Raw genomic sequence first — 19,519 nt, forward strand, 5'->3', positions numbered from 1 at the left:
CTCCTCTACAGAAGAAGGCTGGCGTCCTCGAAGGCGCCGTCCGCGTATTTGGCCCCGGCGCAAAATATCGCCTGCACCGTATCCGGGGCGGTGTAGACGGCATACATTGCAGCGTCGGAATATCCCAGCAACAAAGCGGTCGCCGCAATGCTCGCACACGAGAACCACCGTCCGAACAGGGCAGATCCCGCAGCCAGAGCGCAGCAGACCAGCGCGCATCCTTTCAAATCGGCCGTCTCAACGAACAGGACGGTGCTATCGAACGCAAGGACGCAAAGACAGAGCAGCGCCACCACGGCAGGAAAAACCACGCCGACAATCCTCGCCAATCCAGCCAAAGCCCTCACCATGAAAGACCCTCCCCCGTCATACAGCTCGTCATACAGTTCGTCCAACAGGTCGCCAAGCGCCAAAGCGTACTCCGAGGCTGCGGGAACAACCTTTCCATCGCCCGCAAACGACCTCATGAAAAGCGCCTCCAGGTCCTTGCCGACAGACGAAAGCTCCGCACCCGGACGCTCGAGGAAGGCGAACGTGCGGCTTTTCGCGTTTTGCTGACGACACTGCGTCGGAGAAACATCCGACCGCCCGTCATCGAGGGGATGCACGCCGAAAAGCAGCTCGAACACCGCACATGCCAGCAGGAAATCATCGCTGCGCGACGTGAGAAAATACGTCCCAAGATTGCCGCGATCGATCATTTCAAGCGACTTCTCGCGACTCTCCGTTGTGGGGTAGCACACGCCTTCCTCGTCGTCTTTGACCTGAAAGGAATCGGGGTCTATAGCAACCACCTTGCTGCGGCGCCCCCAGGAAGCAACGAAGTTGGATAAGGAGAGGTCCCCCATCACGATGCCGCTTTTATGCAAATCGTCGACAATGATGCAGACTTCGAGCGCATACCTGACGCGATCGACGAACGAAACGTCCTCGTCGTGGCTCACTTCGTCAAGGCCGCGCCCGATAATGCGATTCATGGTATAACCCGCCCACGACCCATCTTCGAACACATCGTCGAGAGGCCAGGCAACCGACGCCTCGCATGTCTTGGCGAGCTTTCGCTCGCATGCCACCTTCTTGCGGCGGCGCTCCGTGCGGGATTGGCCCTTGAAAACCTTCACGGCCTTTTTCCCTCCGAACGCCGCATACACCGACCCGCGTCCGCCGCGGCCGATTTCTTCCCCCAGGGCAACCGAAGCGCCCGTCTCCGTCTTCAGCTCCATGGCAATGCCCCCTTCTTCGCAGCCCGTCGCATGACCGTCCTCTTCCCGCGCGATGAACGACAAAGCGGAAGCGGGACATATTCACTCCAAGCATCGCCCCCTGCGACCGATTCATCGCACAAAGGCTCGGCTGCATCGTCTTTGCAAAACGGTCTTTCGCAATCGGGGCGGAAAGAGGCGAGCCGAAGCGCCGAAAGCCGCACATCCTCCGACGCCGCAACGCAGACCGTCCTATCGTCGGAAACCGTGGAAAACGGCGTTGATTCTGCAGCATCTAACGAGGCGAACAGGGCATCAGCATTGCAGTAGGCGCCGCTCTGAGCACCGGAAAACGCGGCGGCGAACGCCCGAAGCGCCTCCAACGTCGCAATGACGCGCCCGCTGCCGTCGACCTTCGACATGCGATCGAACAATCCGTCGGTCGCCATCATGAAACCCGCCACGTTCTCAAGCCTTCCGAACGTCCACGAGTCGCAGTCCAGAACGCCGTTTGTCAGGTTGACGTTTTCGCCCTTCTGGGGCTGAGCGGCCACGGCGAACGAACCGTCCTTGAGGCAGACGAAAAGCCCGCCGTCGCCGCAATAGCCAAATCGGAGCACGCCCGTTCGAGCGTCGAAGGCGACCGCCATGAACGTCGTCTGCAGCTCGGCAAGCGGATGGTTTGCGAGAACGGAATCCTTCTGCAGCTCGTTGAAGGCCGCCAGAAACGCGGCCTTCACCGCCACGGCCCCCGATTCGTCGCTCATCAGCTCATGGGGAGCGAACGCCGCGCATGCCACCCTGCTTCCAACATCGACGCACAACCGCGCGGCATCTCCCCCGAACGCTGCCGAGCCCATGCCGTCCGCCATGAAAGCGAGCACGGTGTCGCCGCGGTGCGCAAGCAGGCAGGCGTCTTCGTTGCCCCCGCCCCGAAGCGCATGGGCGGCGCCTGTCTGGGTGAACCTGTAGCACCTCACCGCTATCACCTCACGATCGCATAGCGTTCTGGGTCTATTTCGACAACGTCTTCGCAGGCCACAGGGTCAATGCTTCCTCGGTAGACGATTGAAGGAGAGCCCGACCGGCTCGACGAGGCGCTGCCAATGATGTCGCAGGCGGTCCTCCAGCAGGCTACATCGTCGTAGGTCTCCCCCTTGTAGCGAATCGCGTGGGGCACTTCGCGGTACGAACCCTGCTCGAACAAAAAACTCGTCGGACCCAGCTCTTTGAGAATATCGTCGTGGGCGTTGCCCATGCCTATGGCGAACGTGGTGGTCTTGCGCGTCTCATTGCGTTCGGCTATTTCGCGAACCAAGGCGCGAGAGAGCGGCTGGCGATTACCGTGGCAATCGGTAGGACGGCCGTCGGTCACCACCACAACCAGGCTGCCGACGCGAGGACGTCGGGGATAGGCGCCATCCTGCTCGCGCTTCAGCTCGTCAGTCTTGCCAAAAACGTCGCGCATGGCCTCTTCGAGCATAGTCACGCCCGCAGCCTGGGGCGCTCGATAGCGCAGTTTTTTCGCCTCTTCGAGGGAAGTGAAGGGAAGAATCTCTTTCACGCCGCTCGAAAAGGCCGCGATTCGGAGGTTGTAGCGATAGCCCGCCGATGCCTGCGTGGCGGAAAGAGCGGAGAATATGGCCTGCAATCCCTCCGAGAATACGTAGTCAAGGGCGCTTTGCGGCATGGATTTCGACGCATCGAAAAGAAGCGTCACGTTCGCCTCCCAAGGAAGCACTCCGAAACGCGAGTCGCGCGAATTAATCGTTTCCCGACCGTCTTCTCGGGAGGTTCCTGCCGCAAACGACGAGCTCGAGGCAGCGTTTCCCCTCGACATGACCCGAGTCTTTGAGAAAGCGCGCGTCGGCATATCCGAAAAACCGCCGCGGCGCGCACGGCCGCCCGACCCCGAAAACGCCCTCGTAACCCTATCGGCGAACATCATGGCTCTTCCTTTCTTCGAAATCCGCCTTGCTGGCGCATATCGTAAAAGGAGAGAAAGAAAGCGAATTGCGCAATGGCGCACGCCGTTTTACGCTTGGCTTGAAATTGAGCGGGAGGCAAGCCATTCCTTCGCAGGAGCGAATCCGCATCGACCCGATGCGGCGTCGTCGCGCGCGGCGGCGCGAATCCATTGCTCCCCAAGCCTTTCGTTCTTCGGCACGCCGCGTCCTTCGTAGAGCATGCGGCCGAGGGCGTTTTGGGCGAGCATATTGCCCGCCTCCGCCGCCTCGGAGAAAAGCCATGCCGCCTGCTGCAAATCGCATCCATCGACGCCGAGCCCGTCCCTCACGCACACGCCCAGGTAGTAGGTTGCCGCAGCATTGCCTTTCGCCGCCTGCGCGCGCAGGATGGGAACGGCCTCGCCGTAACGCCCCGCATTGAACGCATCCAAGGCGTCGATGAAATCGCGACCCGATTCGTCGGCCAGAACATGATCGGCAAATGCGCCGCATTCGCATGCCAAGCGAAGACACTCTTGCACAGCTTCGCTGACTAACCGATATTCGTATTCGTCGCGATCGAGCGGAAGAAGGCGTTCGAGCTTCGCGGGATCGGGGCGGTCGGCCTGATGCAAGGCCAAGCCCCTCGTCAAGGCGTCGCGCACGCGTTCGTCCATATGGGAAAACGCGGCATTGCACGCTCTTTCGATCGAATCCGGGGCCATCTCGACAGAAAAGCGTTCCTCCGCCATACGCGCAGTCTTCTTGACAACGGCCGCACGCATGGCATCGTCATGGAGAAACGGACGTCCCAACGCGCGGGAATTCGCGGCATAAGAAGGAGGCTCGCCTTCACCCAGCGTAAGAGCGTACAGCGTCGCAGCGATGCCATATGAATCGACGCGCGCATCGTCGGGATCGCCCTGGCTCCGTTCGGGAAAGCGAATCTCCGGCGCGGCGAAGAACTCCGTACCGCGCGCACGACGGCCGCCGCGCGCGTTGGAGGCGATCCCGAAATCAAGAAGACGGGTTGTCTGGTTCACATCGATCACGATATTCGACGGCTTTATATCGCGATGAACGTCCACGCGGCGCGAATGACAGCAATTCGCCGCGAACCGCACGATGGGGGCCATGATGCGCAGAGCGTCTTCCAGGAACATGCCGCGCCCGGTTCGGCGCCGGGCATCCTTCATGAGCTCGGACAGGCTGGTTCCCTCGACGAATTCCATGAGTATGGCCCAGCGCTGCACGCCTTCATGCTCTACCAAGCCCACCGCGTAAGGAGAAGGAACCGTCAGGTCGTCTTCGTGGGCCACGAGCATATCCCATTCCGTATAGGCGTCCTCCCGTGTGGAGAAAACCTTCAGAGCGCACGGTGCCGAATACGAAGAATCGTCCAAAAACGCCGAGGCTCGAAAAACCTCCCCCTGCCCTCCACATGCGACCGAGTACTCCACAGACAAACAGACCATGCCGCTCAGCAGGGAAAACGGTGCTTCTCGCATGCGATCGACCCTGAAACGGACCAATGAGCCGTTCAGCGCCGCCAACGTGCGGCGGCTTTCTTTCGCGGCGTTTGCATCTGTCCGCTCCGTCCAACCGCACGAGTTGCCCGAACTAGCCGCAGAGGCCATGACCGCCCCCGTTCTCCTCGGCCCCGAACGAGCGAACATGCTCGGCGACTTTCAGCAATGCACCACGCCCCGATTCCGCGACGCCTTTCGCCTCCGAAGCCGATGCACCCAACCATAAGAAATCGCCCGGCTTGACCATGACCGCAGGGTTCACATCGACCATAGAGCCTTCGTCGCCCGCCGCGGTTCCGTTCGTTGACCCAAGATCGTAATACATCCAGCGTCCGCCCGTCTCAACCAGCACGCCATGGCATGCCGACACGCGACGAAAAGACTCCGTAAGATGAAAAAGCTCCCGTTTTTTGCCGCCCAGCACGTCGGACAGATCAGACGCCGCTTCTTCATAGCGTTCCATGCGGGCAGAACGGCCGATGAACACCGCGGTATCGCTGCCCACCATGCGAACGTCGCGCACGCGCGCGACCGACGGATCTTCAACCTGCATGAGAACGACCCCTTGCGATTCGAACGCATCGCCAGACGACCCCTGCGTCCCAACCGCCAAATCCGTGCGCGCGCGGCCGGATGAAAGCGCCAACGTATGCAAAGGTCCGTACACGGCCGCCGAGACAAAGCGCACCAGCAAGGTCCCTGCCGCATCTTCGTCAAAGCAATCGAACGCGGCCACGAGCGAGCGCGCGTCGTCGGAAAAGGCGCGAATCGCGTAATCGGGATACCGCTCCGTGGTAAAGCCGCTTTCCATAGCCGGCAAGATTTCATCCTTCACGATGGAAACCGCATCCGCAACGTCGCAGAGAGCCTCGCGCAGCAGGAAAGACTCCTCGGAAGCGCGCAGGTGTGCCACACAAGCAAGCACCGCACGCACGTCGTCCGAAGCCCGGACCGAACGTCCCATAGAGGCCCATCGCTCCTCGAACATACGGGCGCGACGCGCGGAAGAAAGCCTCCACGTGCGCGAAACGTTCGATGCGCTGTCGAAGCGACTATCGTCGTTGAAAAGCTCTCGAGCGAGAAGCGCCGAAGCCGAAGCGCTTCCGTCAAAGGCCGAGGAATGCTTGGACAAAGACACGCACAAACCCTGAAGCCCCGAGTAATACCATTCCTTCATAGCAGCAACGCCTTTCCGCTTCGTACACGATGCCATTGTATCGCTATAAGAACGCAGCAAGAGAAGCGCGCTTCGTCGCCCGCCGCCCTCAGGTCGGAAAAGGCACACTCTGACCCGGTTCGCATTCGCTTTGATAAACCCGGCCGAGACGTCTCATCCGGCTACAAGGGCAAGGCGATTAGAAAAGAACGTTTACGGCAAGAGCCGCCGCAAGCAAAAACACGCAGGCCGCCACAGCCATGCCGTCGCAAAGCGCCATGGGATACTCCCGATACCCGCTCTTCGCATTGCGAAGGCTGAATCCACGCACCTCCGCGGCTATGGCCGCGCTGTTGACCTTGCGCACCGAAGACACCAGAAGCGGCACGCACAAAGGCACGGTCAAACGCACCCTGCTCACTATGCCCCCTTGGTCGAATTGCACGCCACGAGCTGTCTGGGCCTCTATGATGGCGGCCATGTCATTGAGGAAAGCGGGGATAAATCGGATCGTGGACGTGAACGTAAATGCGTATTTGTACGGAAGACGCACGTTTTTCACCAGCGCATTCGCAAGGTCTGTCATCCGCGTCACGTACAGCGTCAAGAACAACGGGACGGCCGCCGCAAGCAGACGAGCTACCGTGGTGAACGCGGCCACAAGGCCCGCCGTTCCGATATGCCCCCATGGCAGCATGACAAGGGAGGCGCCGCCCGACGTCGTGAGAATCTGCACGATGGCAAGGATCAGGGAAAACATGAAGACCGCCTTCGCAAGTCCCACGACCTGACGGGCCATTCCGCAGGAAACGGCAAGGAGAAAACCGCCAACAAGCACCGCGAACAGGAAAGGCAGGTTCGACGTGCAGAAGCACGCTATACAGGTCAAAAACGAGCAAACGAGCTTTGCAACAGGATTCATTCGGTGAAGCACGCTCGTGCCATCGACATACTCGAGAAAACCCTTCATCGCAGTTCCCCTTCCGTGCGAACGCGGCATTTACCACCGGCGGCGCGTCCAGGTAAAAGGTCGTGGACCGCCGAAGATGCCGAAGCGCCGCCGGCCAGAGCATCGCCCAAGACGATGCTCAATTCTTCCAATGTGTTAGAGGACAAGACGCGTTCGCGAAGCCCTCCCGACAGACCTTTCCCGAGAAGCATCGAAAGCGCCGTCATCTGAGAAGGTTCTATCGAAGCCTTCGCCAGCACTTCTTCGTCGCGCATGACCTCGAAAATAGGGCCGTCGGCCACTACGCACCCCGCCGTCATGACGATAACGCGACCGGCGAAGTCGGCAACGACCTCCATATCGTGGCAAACCATGACGACCGTCGTTCCGTTTTCGTGCAAGCGGCTCACACATTGCATGATCTTCTCGCATTCGCGGTAATCGAGACCCGTCGTAGGCTCGTCCAAGACAACCACGCGCGGAGCGCTCACCGCGATGGAGGCCAAAGCGAGAAGCTGCCTCGACCCTCGGCTCAGCAGAAACGGATCGGCCGAAGCGTCGAGCCCGAACTTCTCTATGGCCTCATCGACCGCACGTTGCGCCCGGGCGTCAACGCGCCCCGTGGCCTCGAACCCGAACAGAAGCTCCTCGCGCACCGTCGTCTTGCAGATCTGACGATCGGGGTTTTGGAACAGAAACCCTACCGTGCGCGCAAGCTCGCTCGTCGGGCATGACGCCGTCGAGGTGCCGAACACCGAAACTTTGCCCGCACTGGGTTTGATCAAGCCGTTCATCAGGCGCATCGTCGTAGATTTTCCCGCCCCGTTCGCTCCCACGAACGCCACGAACTCGCCTTCTTGAATAGCGAAATCCACGCCTTTCAAGACCGCCAGCTCTCCTTCGTAGCCTGCATAGACATCATGGAACTCAAGGGCGGCAAGCCCGGCTTTCCCGTTTCTCCTTGTCCGCTCTTCGCCTTTCCCTGCCTCCTTTTCGCATGAAGCGACGCATTCGGCAAAAGAACCGCCCGGTGCAGCATCCGGCGGGATGGCTTGGCCCTTCGCCCGCAGAGACTGCGCTATATGCAACGCACCCTGCGAGACGGTGCGACACACCGGCCCCTCATAGACGCCCTTGTCACGCAGCGACCTCGTCAGAGACGTCACGCGAGGAACGTTCACGCCCATGGCATAGAGCTCGGGGGCGCGCACGAGAACCTCGTCGGGCGTTCCCGAAACGCGGACAGAACCCTCTTCCATGACCACGATCATGTCGGCATAGTCGCACAGCAGGGCAATCTTCTGCTCAACCGCCACCACAGTGATCTTATGCTCTCGAGAGTATTGCTTCAAAAGGTCGAATACGCCGCGGGAAGCCGCCGGATCGAGCTCGGCCGTAGGCTCGTCAAGAACGAGCACACGCGGGCGCAAAGCCAAAATGGAAGCTATGGCCACTTTCTGCTTCTGTCCGCCCGAAAGCGACGATATCTCGCATGAACGCAGCTCCTCTATGCCCATTGCGCCAAGAACATCCTCCATGCGCGCAACGCCCTCGTCGCGCGCAACGCCGAAGTTTTCAAGGCCGTAGAGAATCTCGTCTTCCACAAGCGGGGTAACGATCTGGCTTTCGATATCTTGGCAGACGCTTCCTACCAGGCGGGATATCTCCGTCAGGCTCGCCTCCACCGTATCGACGCCGTCAATGACGACGCTACCGTAAAAATCCCCGGAATAGCAATGCGGGATGATCCCGTTCAGCGCATAGGTCAGGGTGGATTTCCCCGAGGCCGCCGCGCCCGTGATGCCGACGAACGCTCCCTCTGGAATGTCCAAGTTCACATCATGTATCGCGCACTCCGCATGCTCGCGATAGCGAAAACCGAAATCTCGTAGCTGTATCATCTCCAACTCCCCGCGGTCTGCATTCCAACGCTATTTCTTCAGGACCTTGCGCAACGGCACGACAAGGATCTGAACGATCACGGCATTGAACGTAGCCGTGCCGAGAACAATCGCCGCGTATGCCGCAAATGCGACGAAAATGTCGCCGCCTGTGGAAACGACGTTGATGCAGATGGAAAGCGCCGCAAACACGCCGCCGGAGATGAGGGTCGAAACGAACGTGGTCGCCAAGGGGTTCAAATCGAGCTTGCCGCCAATGTTCATAGGAACCTTGATGAGAAGACCGCACGCAAGCGCACCGAGCAATTCGGAAGGAATATTCAGAAGAGGCGTTGCGTTGAGCATGGGAATCTGACACAAGACACCGGCGAGCAATCCGACAATCACGGCCTGTCCCACTTTCGGCCTCACTAGAATGATGGCCAGGCAGTACATGGCGATGATGAAGTTGGGCTTCATTCCCATTGAAGCAAGAAGAGAACCCACCGTCAGCTTGAGAACAGCGCCTGCTGCAAGCAGGATGGCAATAAGAACAAGCGCAGATATGTCGAGCGTGCCGTTCTTTTTCTCGACGGAAGAAACGACACGAGGCTGAGAAGCGCGAACGGAGGCGGTTTCCTGAGACATGGTTGTTTTCCTTTCGGTATTGCGGCGTCATGCCGCGCGTATCCTTGCAACGGAGGCGCGCAATGCCGAAACGGTCGGAAGCAGCTTCGCGCCACCGAGCACATATGAAAACAACGAACGAACCAGGATGCAGGCAAAGAAAAAGGCTCCCGGTTCGCCCGGGAGCCTTCACCTGCGAAATCAGAGGCGCGAAAAGCTCACGATCGGACGACCGTTTCAGCATTGCGCCACCACCAGCTCATGGAGAAAGAAAACGCCGTGGTGCTGTTTGCAATGCGAGCCATTTCGCACTCCTTTCTGAAGAATCGTGCTTCGCTTCGCAGCGAAGCTCTTGTGTACAACTACTTTATCACAGCAGAGTGTAACAGCGATGTTAATTCGAACTAAAAACAACGAGGCAGAATTATCCAATGCCACCGTAGAAAATTCCCAAAACAATAACCACTGCGGTAATGCCGACGAAAAGATACTTCGTCATAGGTTCGAACCATGCGCCGATCTTCTTGTCACGGCCGAGCTGCGCCTGTTCTTTGGCGAAATGCTTCGGACACACCCAGAAGAACATAATGGCCGCCAGCAGCGCGCCAAGCGGAATAGCGTAGATGGACACGGCGTCCATCCAGGCGCTCACCGCGTCGCCGCTTTCGATGAACACGCCCACGCCGAACGCAACGGCCGCAACAATGGCAACCGCGCCCCAACGGGGAAGATGCAGCTGCTCCTGCAGCGCTTCAATGGGGGTTTCGAACAAGTTCACCAGGCTTGTAATGGCGGCACAGGCGACGGCCAGGAAGAACACGAAGCAGAAGATGCCACCCGCGGGCATTTCCTGAAACACCTGAGGCAGCGCAATGAACATCAGCGGAGGGCCGGACTGCGTATCCAAGCCGAACGCGAACACGGCGGGCACCACGATCATGGCGGAAAGCACCGCCGCCAACGTGGAGAAAACCACGACGTTTTTCGCAGAAGATACCACGTCAACGTCTTTCTTCAGGTAGCTGCCATAGACGAGCGTTCCGCTGCCGGCAAGAGAGAGTCCGAAGAATGCCTGACCGAGCGCGAACACCCACGTCTGGGGGTTGGCAAGCGCGCTCCAGTCGGGAACGAAGAGATATTTATATCCCTCAAGAGCACCCGGAAGCATGGCAACGCGAACGAGCATGATGACGAACAGGACGAAAAAGAGGGGCATCATAATCTTGTTCAGGCGCTCGATGCCACGCGAGATTCCCAGCAACATGACGGCAAACGTGATAGCCAGCGCAGCCACGTGATACCCCACGCTGCCGAAATCGCTTGCCAGGGTGCCGAAATACGCGCCCATGTCGGGAACCTGCAAAAGAGAACCCGTTCCCGCAGCAAGCAGATACTTCAAAAACCAGCCCAAAACCACCGAATACCCGATAGCAATGCCGAGCGAGCCGAGCGTGGGAACGGCGCCGATAACCTTGCCCAAGGGGCCGGCATGGTTGACCCCGCGCTTTTCAAGCGCCTTCGAGAATGCGCCCATAGGACCAGTGCCCATAGCTCGCCCAAACGCCATCTCCCCGATAACGCCCGTCAGGCCAAGCAGGACGACGAAGATGAGATACGGGATAAGAAACGCCGCACCGCCCATTTCGGCAACGCGATACGGAAAAAGCCAGATGGCGCTCATGCCCACGGCCGAGCCGATACAGGCAATGATAAACGCCGTGCGCGAAGTGAACGAGTCGCGCGATGAGGTAGAGGTTGCCATGCGTTCTTCCTTCCAAAAAGTCCCGAAGAGAGGCGGCTTGCCTCAAGGATTCCATAAGAAAAGGCCCCGGTCGCCCGAAGCCTTTTATTCCACGTTTTTGCGTGACGAAAGCTCTCGATCGACCGAGTGATTAGGAGCTTCGCCACCACCATGCCCGAGAAGGAGCAATAGTCACGAACATGGAAAACGTCTGGTTCATTACAACTCCTTTCGGACCGAAGCGCACCGGCGAACCGCGTGCAGCCTGCATGCAAAACGGCACCATGCCGTGCCGCTTTCCGTATGGCGGTCACTTTACCATAAGAAAGTGTTAGGAGCCACTGCAGAATACAAGAGTCGGCAGACGGAGATGCGGGCGGCACGACGCGGCTTCCCGCGCAATCTTGAAAGGTAACGATACGGTGGCGTATTAGCACTCTCACTTGCAGAGTGCTAATAACGGGCTTATAGTACGAGACGTAATCAAGCAAGTCGAGCGAATGCAGAGCACATCCCGCAACGAAGAACCCTACGAGATAGCATCCGCCGCACAGACAGGAGATGACCATGATGTTGGTTCCCGCACGTAAGAACGATTTCTTCGCCGATTTTCTGAGCGACCCCTTCGATGCGTTCGGCAGCCGTCCGCAGCCGAAGCAAGCCATGCCTTCCATGATGAAGACCGATATCAAGGAGACCGAAAAGGCTTATGAGTTCGATATCGACCTTCCGGGCTTTAAGAAGGAAAACGTCCACGCCGAACTGCAGGACGGCTACCTCACCATTCAGGCAAGCACTGAATCCGAGACCGAAGAGAAGTCTGAAAACGGCACCTACCTGCGCAAAGAGCGCTTCACCGGCAGCTGCCGCCGCAGCTTCTACGTAGGCGAGGAAATATCGGAAGACGATATCCGTGCGAAGTTCGAAGACGGCATCTTGCGCATTGTCGTTCCGAAGAAGGAGCTTCCCGCTCCCGAAGATGCCAAGAAGCTCATTTCGATCGAAGGGTAGTTCCCGCCAAGGCGCAGCCTCTAGGCCATCGACCTCCAAAGCATCGGTGCGTATGCACAAAGGGGACCCGATTCATTCGGGTCCCCTTCTTCGTTCTTCGAAGAGTATCGCAAGCCGGGCATGCGATATCCATCATCCCACAAGCCTCAAGTCGATAGGCTTTTCCTGACCTTAATGCACGCTTTTCAGCATGCGATCGATCAGATATCCCTCACGCACGCCATTCGCGCATACATGCAGCATGCTTGCATCGAAGTCGTCGAAAAGCTCGACAAGAATAGCCAGGCCGCACGCAATCGTGTGCACGCGCTCCGGCGAAACGTGCAGAACCGCGTCCAAGAACGCACGCCGTCTTTCGAAAAGGTCGCACACGAGCCTGTCCACGTCTTCGTGCGTCATGTCCCGCTCGGAGGCATCGTCAAGCATCCGTGCGTTCACTCCGGCAAGTGCACGGATACTTCCGCCGACGCCGAACAGGCGACGTACCCTGTGCTCGGACATGCCGTGGGCATCGGCGTCAAGAAGGTCTCGCACCGCACGCCGGATGGATGCGAATTCCTCTTCCGTCGGAAGAATATCCCCAACATGACCCTTGTAGGACGACAGAGACCCCACGGGCAGGCTTGCGCGCATCACGTCGTTGCCGTTCACGATGAGCGTAACTTCGGAAGAGCCTCCCCCGATATCGATCAGCACGCCATTTTCCATCGTGTCCCGAGAAGATGCTCCGACAAACCCCAGATGGGCCTCGTCTTCTTCCGAAAGCAGCACGATCGAGCAATGTGCCTCGGACTCGATGGCCGCGATTGCCTGGGCGCTGTTCGAGATATTGCGCAACACCGCCGTTGCAAACACATCGACACGCACCGGCTTCAAATAGCTCGCACGCTTGAGGCACTTGCTTATGCTTTCCGCAGCGACGGCGATACCCTCTTCGCTGATTTTTCCATCGCGCACATATGACGCAAGACCGGCCATGGTCTTGCGATTCATGATGGTCTTGAACTTCTTCCCGTCGGCCGACACATCGTAGACGCACAAGCGCACCGTGTTCGACCCGACGTCGATTACTCCATAGTTCATCTTGCGTTTCCTTTACGAACAAGGCTTCGAGAACCCGCGCAAGAGCTCTATCTCTTCAGCATACCCGGGCAGTTCGTTGGGTGTTTCTAGAATAAAGGGCAATGCACTCAGGGCGGGATGGTTCACGATGCGCTCGAACGCCTCAAGACCGATATAGCCTTTTCCTATCACTTCATGGCGGTCTTTGTGCGCGCCGCACGGGTTCTTGCTGTCGTTGATATGAACCGCACGAAGACGCTCGATGCCCAAAACCCGGTCGAATTCCTCGAGCACCCCATCAAGGTCGTTGACAATGTCATATCCGGCATCGTGCACATGGCAGGTATCTAGGCATACGCCCATGTGGTCCGAAAGCTCAACGCGGTCAATGATGGCAGCAAGCTCCTCGAACGTGCGGCCGACCTCGGTACCTTTGCCCGCCATGGTCTCAAGCAGCACAACCGTGCTCTGATCGGGGGCAAGAACGTCATTGAGCACTTCGGCGATCATGGAAATGCCCGCTTCGGCGCCCTGCTTCACATGGCTTCCAGGGTGGAAGTTGTAGTAATTGTTCGGCAGAAACTCCATGCGCTGCAGGTCTTCCGCCATTGCCTGGCGGGCAAACTGCCGTGCATGAGGCTTATCCGAACAACAATTCAGGGTATACGGCGCATGCGCGACGAGCTTGGCAAACCCTTCCACCTCCATATGCGCGCGCAACGCCTCCGCATCCGCCGGATCGATTGCCTTCGCCGCACCACCCCTTGGGTTGCGCGTGAAGAACGCAAACGTATTCGCCCCGATGGAAGAGGCAGCATTTCCCATGGCTGCGAACCCCTTTGACGATGACAGATGACATCCGATAGACAGCATGGTTTCCTTCCTCTTTGCAAAACCCCACTAGTATAGCGCGGACAAAAAGAGCCTTTGCAAAACCCATATCAAATGACACCCGAAATGAAGGGAGGGCGCGAAAGACGCTTCGAATCGATTTTCTTTCTCAATGCTGACGAAACGGCGTCTGCGCCCTACAATCCCCCGTATCCGCAGCATCGGAAACGGAGACGAAGCCATGGAGAACCGACTTACCTGTCACATGATGGGAAAACCCCCGCACAAGCAAGCGCATGATTCATCCGCATGCAAATCGGACGAAGCAAACGGCAGGTCCCAAATGGCACAGCATATGGTCCTTCTTGGCGAGGAATTCTCTGCCTGCTCAGCGTTGCTTTCTGCCTTGGGAAACGAAAACCGACAGGCTATTTTCCTTGACCTTCTTCGTAACTGGGGCGGCTTGAGAACGTATGAAATCGCCGAGCACGTCGGCCTTTCGAAGCCGACCGTATCTCATCATCTCAGCATCATGAAAAAGGCAGGCATTGTATCGGTAGAGCATATCGGAACCGTACGAATTTATCATCCGAACGAAAATACGAAGCCGTGGAAAACCCTTTCACAGCTTGCTTGGAAAGCGTATCGCTTCGTTGAAGAAGAAGCCTCGAAAGAAACATGCCAGAGGATGCTCACCTTCGGGAAGGAAAGGAACATCGATGGACCTGATGCAAGCAATTGAAGAGCGCCATGCCGTGCGAAGTTATCGAGACAAGCCTCTTTCACATGAAGCTGTCGCACACCTCGAGAAGGTCATCGCACGGTGCAACGCCGAAGGGGGTCTTCGCTTTCAATTGGTCAGAGAATGTCCCTCCGCCTTCTCGCGGCTCGCCTCATACGGCATGTTCAAAGGCGTACGTGATTGCATCGCTTTCGTCGGGCGACAAGAAGACGGTCTCGAGGAGAAGATAGGCTACTATGGCGAGCTCATCGCGCTCGAAGCGCAGCGGGCCGGTCTGAACAGCTGCTGGGTAGCTTTAACGTATCGCAAAAAGCATCTGAAGGCACGTATAGGACCCGACGAAACGTGTCCTTGCGTCCTAGCGATTGGATACGGCGCCAATCAAGGAAAATCCCACGTCACCAAATCGCTCGAGAAGCTCTGCCGCTGCGACGAAAATCCTGCACCTGACTGGTTCATCGCAGGAGCCCGTGCCGCACAGCTTGCACCGACCGCTATGAACCGACAGCGTTTCCTCATCGAGCTGAACGAAAAAACCGTGCACATATCATCGCTTGGCGGCCCTTGCACCGCCATCGACCTTGGCATCGTGAAACGTCATTTCGAAATTGGCGCACAAAGCGTCCTGCCCTCGTGGCACTGGAGATAAACGCCGAAAGCGCCAGAGGGCGGCGACCTCTACGAGCACAGACGCAAAACCATCTCGCTCCGTCATAAACCGATATTCGCTGCGGCCACATGACAACCGAAGTCAATTATGACGATACAAAGGAGGACTGCTTACGGCACGGAAACGCACGCGTGACGCCGCAATGACGAAACGCACACGACGCCTAGGAAAGCCTTCCTCTTATGCCATAGTGCATTCATGCAGAGAAAGGCACCGCAATGAGCACGAACAACGCACAGACAGTTGAGGCATACGTCATTGAGAAGGATGGAAGCAAGACGGCCATCCCCGCCGGCTTCGTTGGGCAGAAACCCTTCGCAAGCGCATCAGGCGCGGCGGCCATGCCGAAAAGAAGCCTCCATCTTGGCAGACGCCTCCTTGGTTTGGGCATAGCGCTCATCGGCGTACCGCTTCTTATCCTGCCCGGCCCGGGCCTTGCCCTCATCGGTCTTGGTCTGCTTATGGCCGTCATGCCGTAACCTCGGCAAGCGTACCGCAACCACCCTCCTCCGATACCGACAGCCGCGCCTTCGGCCCCGCATTTCACCCCCCTCCAACCGCGGGGCCGAAGGATCGGGCAGCAACCGCTTTTTTGCAACCGCGCACATGCCGCAGGCTGCGGTATCGAATTCCCTAGCCTCCTTAGTCGAAGCCGCCTCGCTTTGAATCGCACCCACACCTTGCGGTTCGTGCAGGCGGCTTTTCTAATTTCGACAGCATAGAAAAAGGACGCTGACCTGAGCCAACGTCCTTAATCATATTCAAAAGAACCTTGAAATGCGTCCGTTGCCACCTTTCGGGCCGGCAAGCCAGGACACACGCAGCATTGCTTTTAGAGCGTACGCAGCGCTACTTCCTTGAGCTGGCGGCTCGTAACCTCGTTCGGAGCGCCCGTCATGGGGTCGGACGCGGAAGAGGTCTTCGGGAACGCGATGACATCGCGAATAGACTGCTTGCCCGCAAGTAGCATGACCAGTCGGTCGAGGCCGAGCGCGATGCCGCCGTGCGGAGGAGCGCCCAGCTCGAGAGCATGGATGAGGTGCCCGAACTTTTCGTCGATCTGCTCGTCGGTCAGGCCGCACACGCGCAGAATACGGCGCTGCAGCTCGGCAGTGTGAATACGGATGGTACCGCCACCGCATTCGAAACCGTCCATGACCAGGTCGTAGGAATAGCTGCCGCACTCAAGCGGAGCCTCTTCAATCTTATACTGCTCCTCGGGAGGAACCATGGTGAACGGATGATGCTCGGCAGCGTATTTCTTCTCTTCCTCGTCGTAACGGAACATGGGGAAGTTGACGACCCACAAAAGCGCATGGCCTTCGCGCGGGATGTTGAGAGCCTCTGCCATATGAAGGCGCAAAGCGGACAGCACGGCATTGGCTACATCGGCGGTGTCAGCGGCGAAAAGCACCAGGTCGCCGGGCTCCACGTTCAAAGCCTCTTTCATCTTTGCGTAGGTCTCGTCATCGAAGAACTTGATGATGGGGCTCTTCTCGGCGCCGTCGGTGGTGTAGGCGATCCACGCCATACCCTTCGCGCCGTTGGCTGCAGCGATGTTTGCCAGTTTGTCAATGTCGCCGCGGCTCCAGTCACCTGCGCCCTTGGCGTTGATTGCCTTGACCACGCCGCCGGCCTCCACGGCCTTGGCGAATACGCCGAAGCCGCAGCCGCGCACTATCTCGGTCAGGTTGACGAGCTTCATATCGAAGCGAACGTCGGGGCGGTCGCAGCCGTAGTATTCCATGGCGTCTGCGTACTGCATGCGCTGCAGCGGGAACTCGTGCTCAACGCCGGCGGCGGCCAGCACTTCGCTCATGACGCCTTCCATCATATCCATGACATCTTCGCCCTGGACGAAGGACATCTCAATATCCACCTGGGTAAACTCGGGCTGACGATCAGCGCGCAGATCCTCGTCGCGGAAGCAGCGGGCGATCTGATAGTAGCGCTCGATGCCGCCGCACATCAGCATCTGCTTGAACTGCTGCGGGCTCTGCGGAAGCGCGTAGAATTTACCCGGGTTCGGACGAGAAGGAACAATGTAGTCACGTGCGCCCTCGGGAGTGGAGTTCGCGAGAATAGGGGTCTCGACCTCGATAAAGCCGCGATCATTCAGCGCGGAGCGCATAGCCTGCGCCACGGTGTGACGAAGCTTGATGGCGTTAAACATCTCGGGACGGCGAAGATCCATATAGCGCCACTTCATGCGAGTGGTCTCATCGGTCTCAATGCCGTCTTCGATGGAGAACGGCGGAGTGACGGAGGTGTTGAGCACCTTGACGGACGTCGCCAAGACCTCGATTTCGCCGGTTGCCATATTGGGATTGACCGTGCCCTCCGCACGAGCGCGCACCTTGCCGACGATCTCGACAACGTACTCGCGGCCCAAATGCTCCGCGACGGCGAAGTCTTCGGCGCTGACGCAATCGGGGTCGATGACGACCTGGGTGTATCCCTCGCGGTCGCGCAGGTCGACGAAGATAAGTCCGCCGTGGTCGCGGTTATGCCACACCCAGCCGGTCAGCGTGACCTGGGAATCCACGTCGGACGCACGCAGCTGGCCGCACGTGTGGTCATGCATGCAGTAATCGTTCAAGTAATCCGTCATTTGCTCTCTTACTCCTTATCGTCATTCTCAAGCGAGAACACAGTATCGATGTTGATGGGAGACGAAGCGCCCCCTACGCGCTGCCCGCCGAACTGGGAAAGCAGACGTTTCGCCGCAGCAATATCGACCAGCTTCTCGGCGTGACTGCGCATGTTGCGAATACGCGCCTTGCCTTGGGAAAGCTCGTCGGGACCGAGCACGATCACAACGCGGGCATTGACTTTGTCTGCCATCTTGAACTGGCTTTTCAGGCTCTTCCCCTGATGGTCCATCTCGACGCAAAGCCCGGCGTCGCGAGCGGCGCATACCAAATCAAAAGCGGCCGCGCGAACAGAATCGTCCACGCAGGCGACATATCCGTCAACACGCTTGGTGCTTTCGCCCAGAGCGCCGGCGGCCTCAAGCGCGAGAACCATGCGTTCGAAACCGAGCGCGAAGCCGAGGCCCGGAGTGGGACGGCCTCCTACAGATTCGGCAAGCTTGTCGTAGCGACCGCCGCCGCCGATGGCGCTCTGAGAACCCATGCCCTCGGTGACCTGAGCCTCGAAAACCGTGCGCGTGTAGTAGTCGAGACCGCGCACCAGCGTGGGATCTTCGATGTAGGAAATGCCCGCAGCGTCAAGCAGAGCCTTGACCGCTTCGTAATGGGTTCGGCAATCGTCGCACAGATTGTCGGTGATCTTCGGGGCGGCCTCCATAACGCGAGAGCACGTTTCGTTCTTGCAGTCGAACGCACGCAGCGGGTTGGTTTCCGCACGACGATGGCACTCTTCGCACATTTCGTCCTCATGGTCGAGAATGAATTGGCGCACGCTTTCGCGATATGCAGGACGACATGCGTCGTCGCCCATGGAATTAATGAGCAGGCGCATATTCTGACGAGGTACACCCATGGTTTCGTAGAAGCGCATGAGCATGATAATCATCTCAGCGTCAGCCGTGGGTTCGGTTGCGCCCAGGCATTCGACGCCTATCTGATGGAACTGGCGCAGGCGTCCTTTCTGGGGACGTTCCGCGCGAAACATCGGACCAGCATAGAAGAGCTTCGCCGGAGCCGCTCCCTGCTCGACCAGATTATGCTGAACCACCGCACGAACCACACCGGCCGTACCTTCGGGGCGAAGAGAAAGCTTCTGCTTGGACTTCAAGCCCTCGTCGGAGCCGGCAGCAAGCGCGCGTTTGTAGTTTTCGCCGCTGCGAACAGTGAACATTTCTTTGCCCACGACATCGGTTGCTTCGCCGATGCCGCGCGTAAACACTTCGGTCATCTCGAAGATAGGCGTATCGATGGGCTCGTAGCCATACGCAGCAAAAAGCTTTGCCGCGGTTTCCGTCGTTGAGCGCCACAGGCGCGCGACGGCGGGAAGCATGTCGGCAGTTCCCTCGGGTGCATTGTAAGGCATGGACATCCTTTGCGACGTGGCGTTATTCGTAACGCAACATTGTAGCACCTTGCGTGGGAAGTCTGATGAGAATACGCGCTACGCGCCACGCTTTCAACGCAAGACGCGGCGCGTCGCATGCCCGTCGGGCAGGATGCGCACCAAAGGACCCCCGAACGC

At 58.6% G+C, this 19,519-nt stretch carries 17 protein-coding genes; 4 read left to right on the forward strand and 13 right to left on the reverse strand.

Going from position 1 to position 19,519, the window contains the following annotated elements; translation table 11 throughout:
* Positions 1-5 precede the first annotated feature (5 nt).
* The 9 genes from HMPREF9451_RS06855 to HMPREF9451_RS06895 all read right to left on the reverse strand — a co-directional run bounded on the left by HMPREF9451_RS06855 (position 6) and on the right by HMPREF9451_RS06895 (position 11,051).
* Complete coding sequence (locus tag HMPREF9451_RS06855; protein ID WP_009139574.1) at positions 6-1,223, reverse strand: hypothetical protein; 1,218 nt, start codon at positions 1,221-1,223, stop codon at positions 6-8.
* Positions 1,214-2,182: a protein phosphatase 2C domain-containing protein gene (locus HMPREF9451_RS06860; protein ID WP_009139575.1), complete on the reverse strand. Its 969-nt coding sequence runs from the start codon at positions 2,180-2,182 to the stop codon at positions 1,214-1,216. The genes HMPREF9451_RS06855 and HMPREF9451_RS06860 overlap by 10 nt, the downstream gene beginning before the upstream one ends.
* Before the next feature lie 5 nt (positions 2,183-2,187).
* Positions 2,188-3,150, reverse strand: a complete 963-nt coding sequence (locus tag HMPREF9451_RS06865) for a vWA domain-containing protein (protein WP_009139576.1) — start codon at positions 3,148-3,150, stop codon at positions 2,188-2,190.
* Positions 3,151-3,237: 87 nt separating this feature from the next.
* Positions 3,238-4,656 (reverse strand): Sel1-like repeat-containing protein kinase family protein, encoded by a 1,419-nt coding sequence (locus HMPREF9451_RS06870; RefSeq protein ID WP_187364036.1) that lies wholly within the window; start codon positions 4,654-4,656, stop codon positions 3,238-3,240.
* Positions 4,657-4,768: 112 nt separating this feature from the next.
* The gene (locus HMPREF9451_RS06875) at positions 4,769-5,854 is read right to left on the reverse strand and encodes an FHA domain-containing protein (RefSeq protein WP_009139578.1); all 1,086 of its coding nucleotides are present in this window, start codon (positions 5,852-5,854) and stop codon (positions 4,769-4,771) included.
* A 178-nt stretch (positions 5,855-6,032) separates the two neighbouring features.
* The gene (locus tag HMPREF9451_RS06880; RefSeq protein ID WP_009139579.1) at positions 6,033-6,803 is read right to left on the reverse strand and encodes an energy-coupling factor transporter transmembrane component T family protein; all 771 of its coding nucleotides are present in this window, start codon (positions 6,801-6,803) and stop codon (positions 6,033-6,035) included.
* Positions 6,800-8,683, reverse strand: coding sequence for an ABC transporter ATP-binding protein (locus HMPREF9451_RS10140; protein WP_009139580.1), 1,884 nt, complete (start codon positions 8,681-8,683; stop codon positions 6,800-6,802). The genes HMPREF9451_RS06880 and HMPREF9451_RS10140 overlap by 4 nt, the downstream gene beginning before the upstream one ends.
* 30 nt (positions 8,684-8,713) lie before the next feature.
* A complete protein-coding gene (locus tag HMPREF9451_RS06890; RefSeq protein WP_009139581.1) occupies positions 8,714-9,310 on the reverse strand; it encodes a tryptophan transporter in 597 nt (198 codons plus the stop codon).
* A 403-nt stretch (positions 9,311-9,713) separates the two neighbouring features.
* Entirely contained in the window at positions 9,714-11,051 is a 1,338-nt protein-coding gene (locus HMPREF9451_RS06895; protein ID WP_009139582.1) for a sodium-dependent transporter, read from the reverse strand.
* A gap of 546 nt (positions 11,052-11,597) precedes the next feature.
* On the opposite strand from HMPREF9451_RS06895, the gene HMPREF9451_RS06900 reads away from it, so the two are divergent.
* Positions 11,598-12,041, forward strand: a complete 444-nt coding sequence (locus HMPREF9451_RS06900; RefSeq protein ID WP_009139583.1) for an Hsp20/alpha crystallin family protein — start codon at positions 11,598-11,600, stop codon at positions 12,039-12,041.
* Positions 12,042-12,212: 171 nt separating this feature from the next.
* Here HMPREF9451_RS06900 and HMPREF9451_RS06905 read toward each other — a convergent pair whose 3' ends face one another.
* Together HMPREF9451_RS06905 and HMPREF9451_RS06910 are read right to left on the reverse strand one after the other, a co-directional pair.
* Positions 12,213-13,124 (reverse strand): Ppx/GppA phosphatase family protein, encoded by a 912-nt coding sequence (locus tag HMPREF9451_RS06905; protein WP_009139584.1) that lies wholly within the window; start codon positions 13,122-13,124, stop codon positions 12,213-12,215.
* Positions 13,125-13,136: 12 nt separating this feature from the next.
* Positions 13,137-13,976, reverse strand: a complete 840-nt coding sequence (locus HMPREF9451_RS06910) for a deoxyribonuclease IV (RefSeq protein ID WP_009139585.1) — start codon at positions 13,974-13,976, stop codon at positions 13,137-13,139.
* A gap of 313 nt (positions 13,977-14,289) precedes the next feature.
* Here HMPREF9451_RS06910 and HMPREF9451_RS10260 point away from each other — a divergent pair, with 313 nt between their 5' ends.
* From HMPREF9451_RS10260 to HMPREF9451_RS10145, 3 genes are all read left to right on the forward strand, one after another.
* Entirely contained in the window at positions 14,290-14,676 is a 387-nt protein-coding gene (locus tag HMPREF9451_RS10260) for an ArsR/SmtB family transcription factor (protein ID WP_392391645.1), read from the forward strand.
* Positions 14,654-15,325, forward strand: a complete 672-nt coding sequence (locus tag HMPREF9451_RS06920) for a nitroreductase family protein (protein ID WP_009139587.1) — start codon at positions 14,654-14,656, stop codon at positions 15,323-15,325. The genes HMPREF9451_RS10260 and HMPREF9451_RS06920 overlap by 23 nt, the downstream gene beginning before the upstream one ends.
* Positions 15,326-15,564: 239 nt before the next feature.
* A complete protein-coding gene (locus HMPREF9451_RS10145) occupies positions 15,565-15,825 on the forward strand; it encodes a hypothetical protein (RefSeq protein ID WP_009139588.1) in 261 nt (86 codons plus the stop codon).
* A gap of 353 nt (positions 15,826-16,178) precedes the next feature.
* On the opposite strand, the gene aspS is transcribed toward HMPREF9451_RS10145, so the two are convergent.
* Positions 16,179-17,957: an aspartate--tRNA ligase gene (gene aspS, locus HMPREF9451_RS06930; RefSeq protein ID WP_009139589.1), complete on the reverse strand. Its 1,779-nt coding sequence runs from the start codon at positions 17,955-17,957 to the stop codon at positions 16,179-16,181.
* Between the two features lie 8 nt (positions 17,958-17,965).
* The gene (gene hisS / locus HMPREF9451_RS06935; RefSeq protein ID WP_009139590.1) at positions 17,966-19,360 is read right to left on the reverse strand and encodes a histidine--tRNA ligase; all 1,395 of its coding nucleotides are present in this window, start codon (positions 19,358-19,360) and stop codon (positions 17,966-17,968) included.
* Positions 19,361-19,519 lie beyond the last annotated feature (159 nt).

This window comes from Slackia piriformis YIT 12062, assembly GCF_000296445.1.
Taxonomy (GTDB): Bacteria; Actinomycetota; Coriobacteriia; order Coriobacteriales; family Eggerthellaceae; genus Slackia; species Slackia piriformis.

Coding starts and splice junctions, on each gene's coding strand:
- aspS (WP_009139589.1), bottom strand. CDS start 17,957: ATGACGGATTACTTGAACGATTACTGCATGCATGACCACACGTGCGGC.
- HMPREF9451_RS06920 (WP_009139587.1), top strand. CDS start 14,654: ATGGACCTGATGCAAGCAATTGAAGAGCGCCATGCCGTGCGAAGTTAT.
- HMPREF9451_RS06910 (WP_009139585.1), bottom strand. CDS start 13,976: ATGCTGTCTATCGGATGTCATCTGTCATCGTCAAAGGGGTTCGCAGCC.
- HMPREF9451_RS06890 (WP_009139581.1), bottom strand. CDS start 9,310: ATGTCTCAGGAAACCGCCTCCGTTCGCGCTTCTCAGCCTCGTGTCGTT.
- hisS (WP_009139590.1), bottom strand. CDS start 19,360: ATGCCTTACAATGCACCCGAGGGAACTGCCGACATGCTTCCCGCCGTC.
- HMPREF9451_RS10260 (WP_392391645.1), top strand. CDS start 14,290: ATGGTCCTTCTTGGCGAGGAATTCTCTGCCTGCTCAGCGTTGCTTTCT.
- HMPREF9451_RS06900 (WP_009139583.1), top strand. CDS start 11,598: ATGATGTTGGTTCCCGCACGTAAGAACGATTTCTTCGCCGATTTTCTG.
- HMPREF9451_RS06865 (WP_009139576.1), bottom strand. CDS start 3,150: ATGATGTTCGCCGATAGGGTTACGAGGGCGTTTTCGGGGTCGGGCGGC.
- HMPREF9451_RS10145 (WP_009139588.1), top strand. CDS start 15,565: ATGAGCACGAACAACGCACAGACAGTTGAGGCATACGTCATTGAGAAG.
- HMPREF9451_RS06880 (WP_009139579.1), bottom strand. CDS start 6,803: ATGAAGGGTTTTCTCGAGTATGTCGATGGCACGAGCGTGCTTCACCGA.
- HMPREF9451_RS06895 (WP_009139582.1), bottom strand. CDS start 11,051: ATGGCAACCTCTACCTCATCGCGCGACTCGTTCACTTCGCGCACGGCG.
- HMPREF9451_RS06905 (WP_009139584.1), bottom strand. CDS start 13,124: ATGAACTATGGAGTAATCGACGTCGGGTCGAACACGGTGCGCTTGTGC.
- HMPREF9451_RS06855 (WP_009139574.1), bottom strand. CDS start 1,223: ATGGAGCTGAAGACGGAGACGGGCGCTTCGGTTGCCCTGGGGGAAGAA.
- HMPREF9451_RS06875 (WP_009139578.1), bottom strand. CDS start 5,854: ATGAAGGAATGGTATTACTCGGGGCTTCAGGGTTTGTGCGTGTCTTTG.
- HMPREF9451_RS10140 (WP_009139580.1), bottom strand. CDS start 8,683: ATGATACAGCTACGAGATTTCGGTTTTCGCTATCGCGAGCATGCGGAG.
- HMPREF9451_RS06870 (WP_187364036.1), bottom strand. CDS start 4,656: ATGCGAGAAGCACCGTTTTCCCTGCTGAGCGGCATGGTCTGTTTGTCT.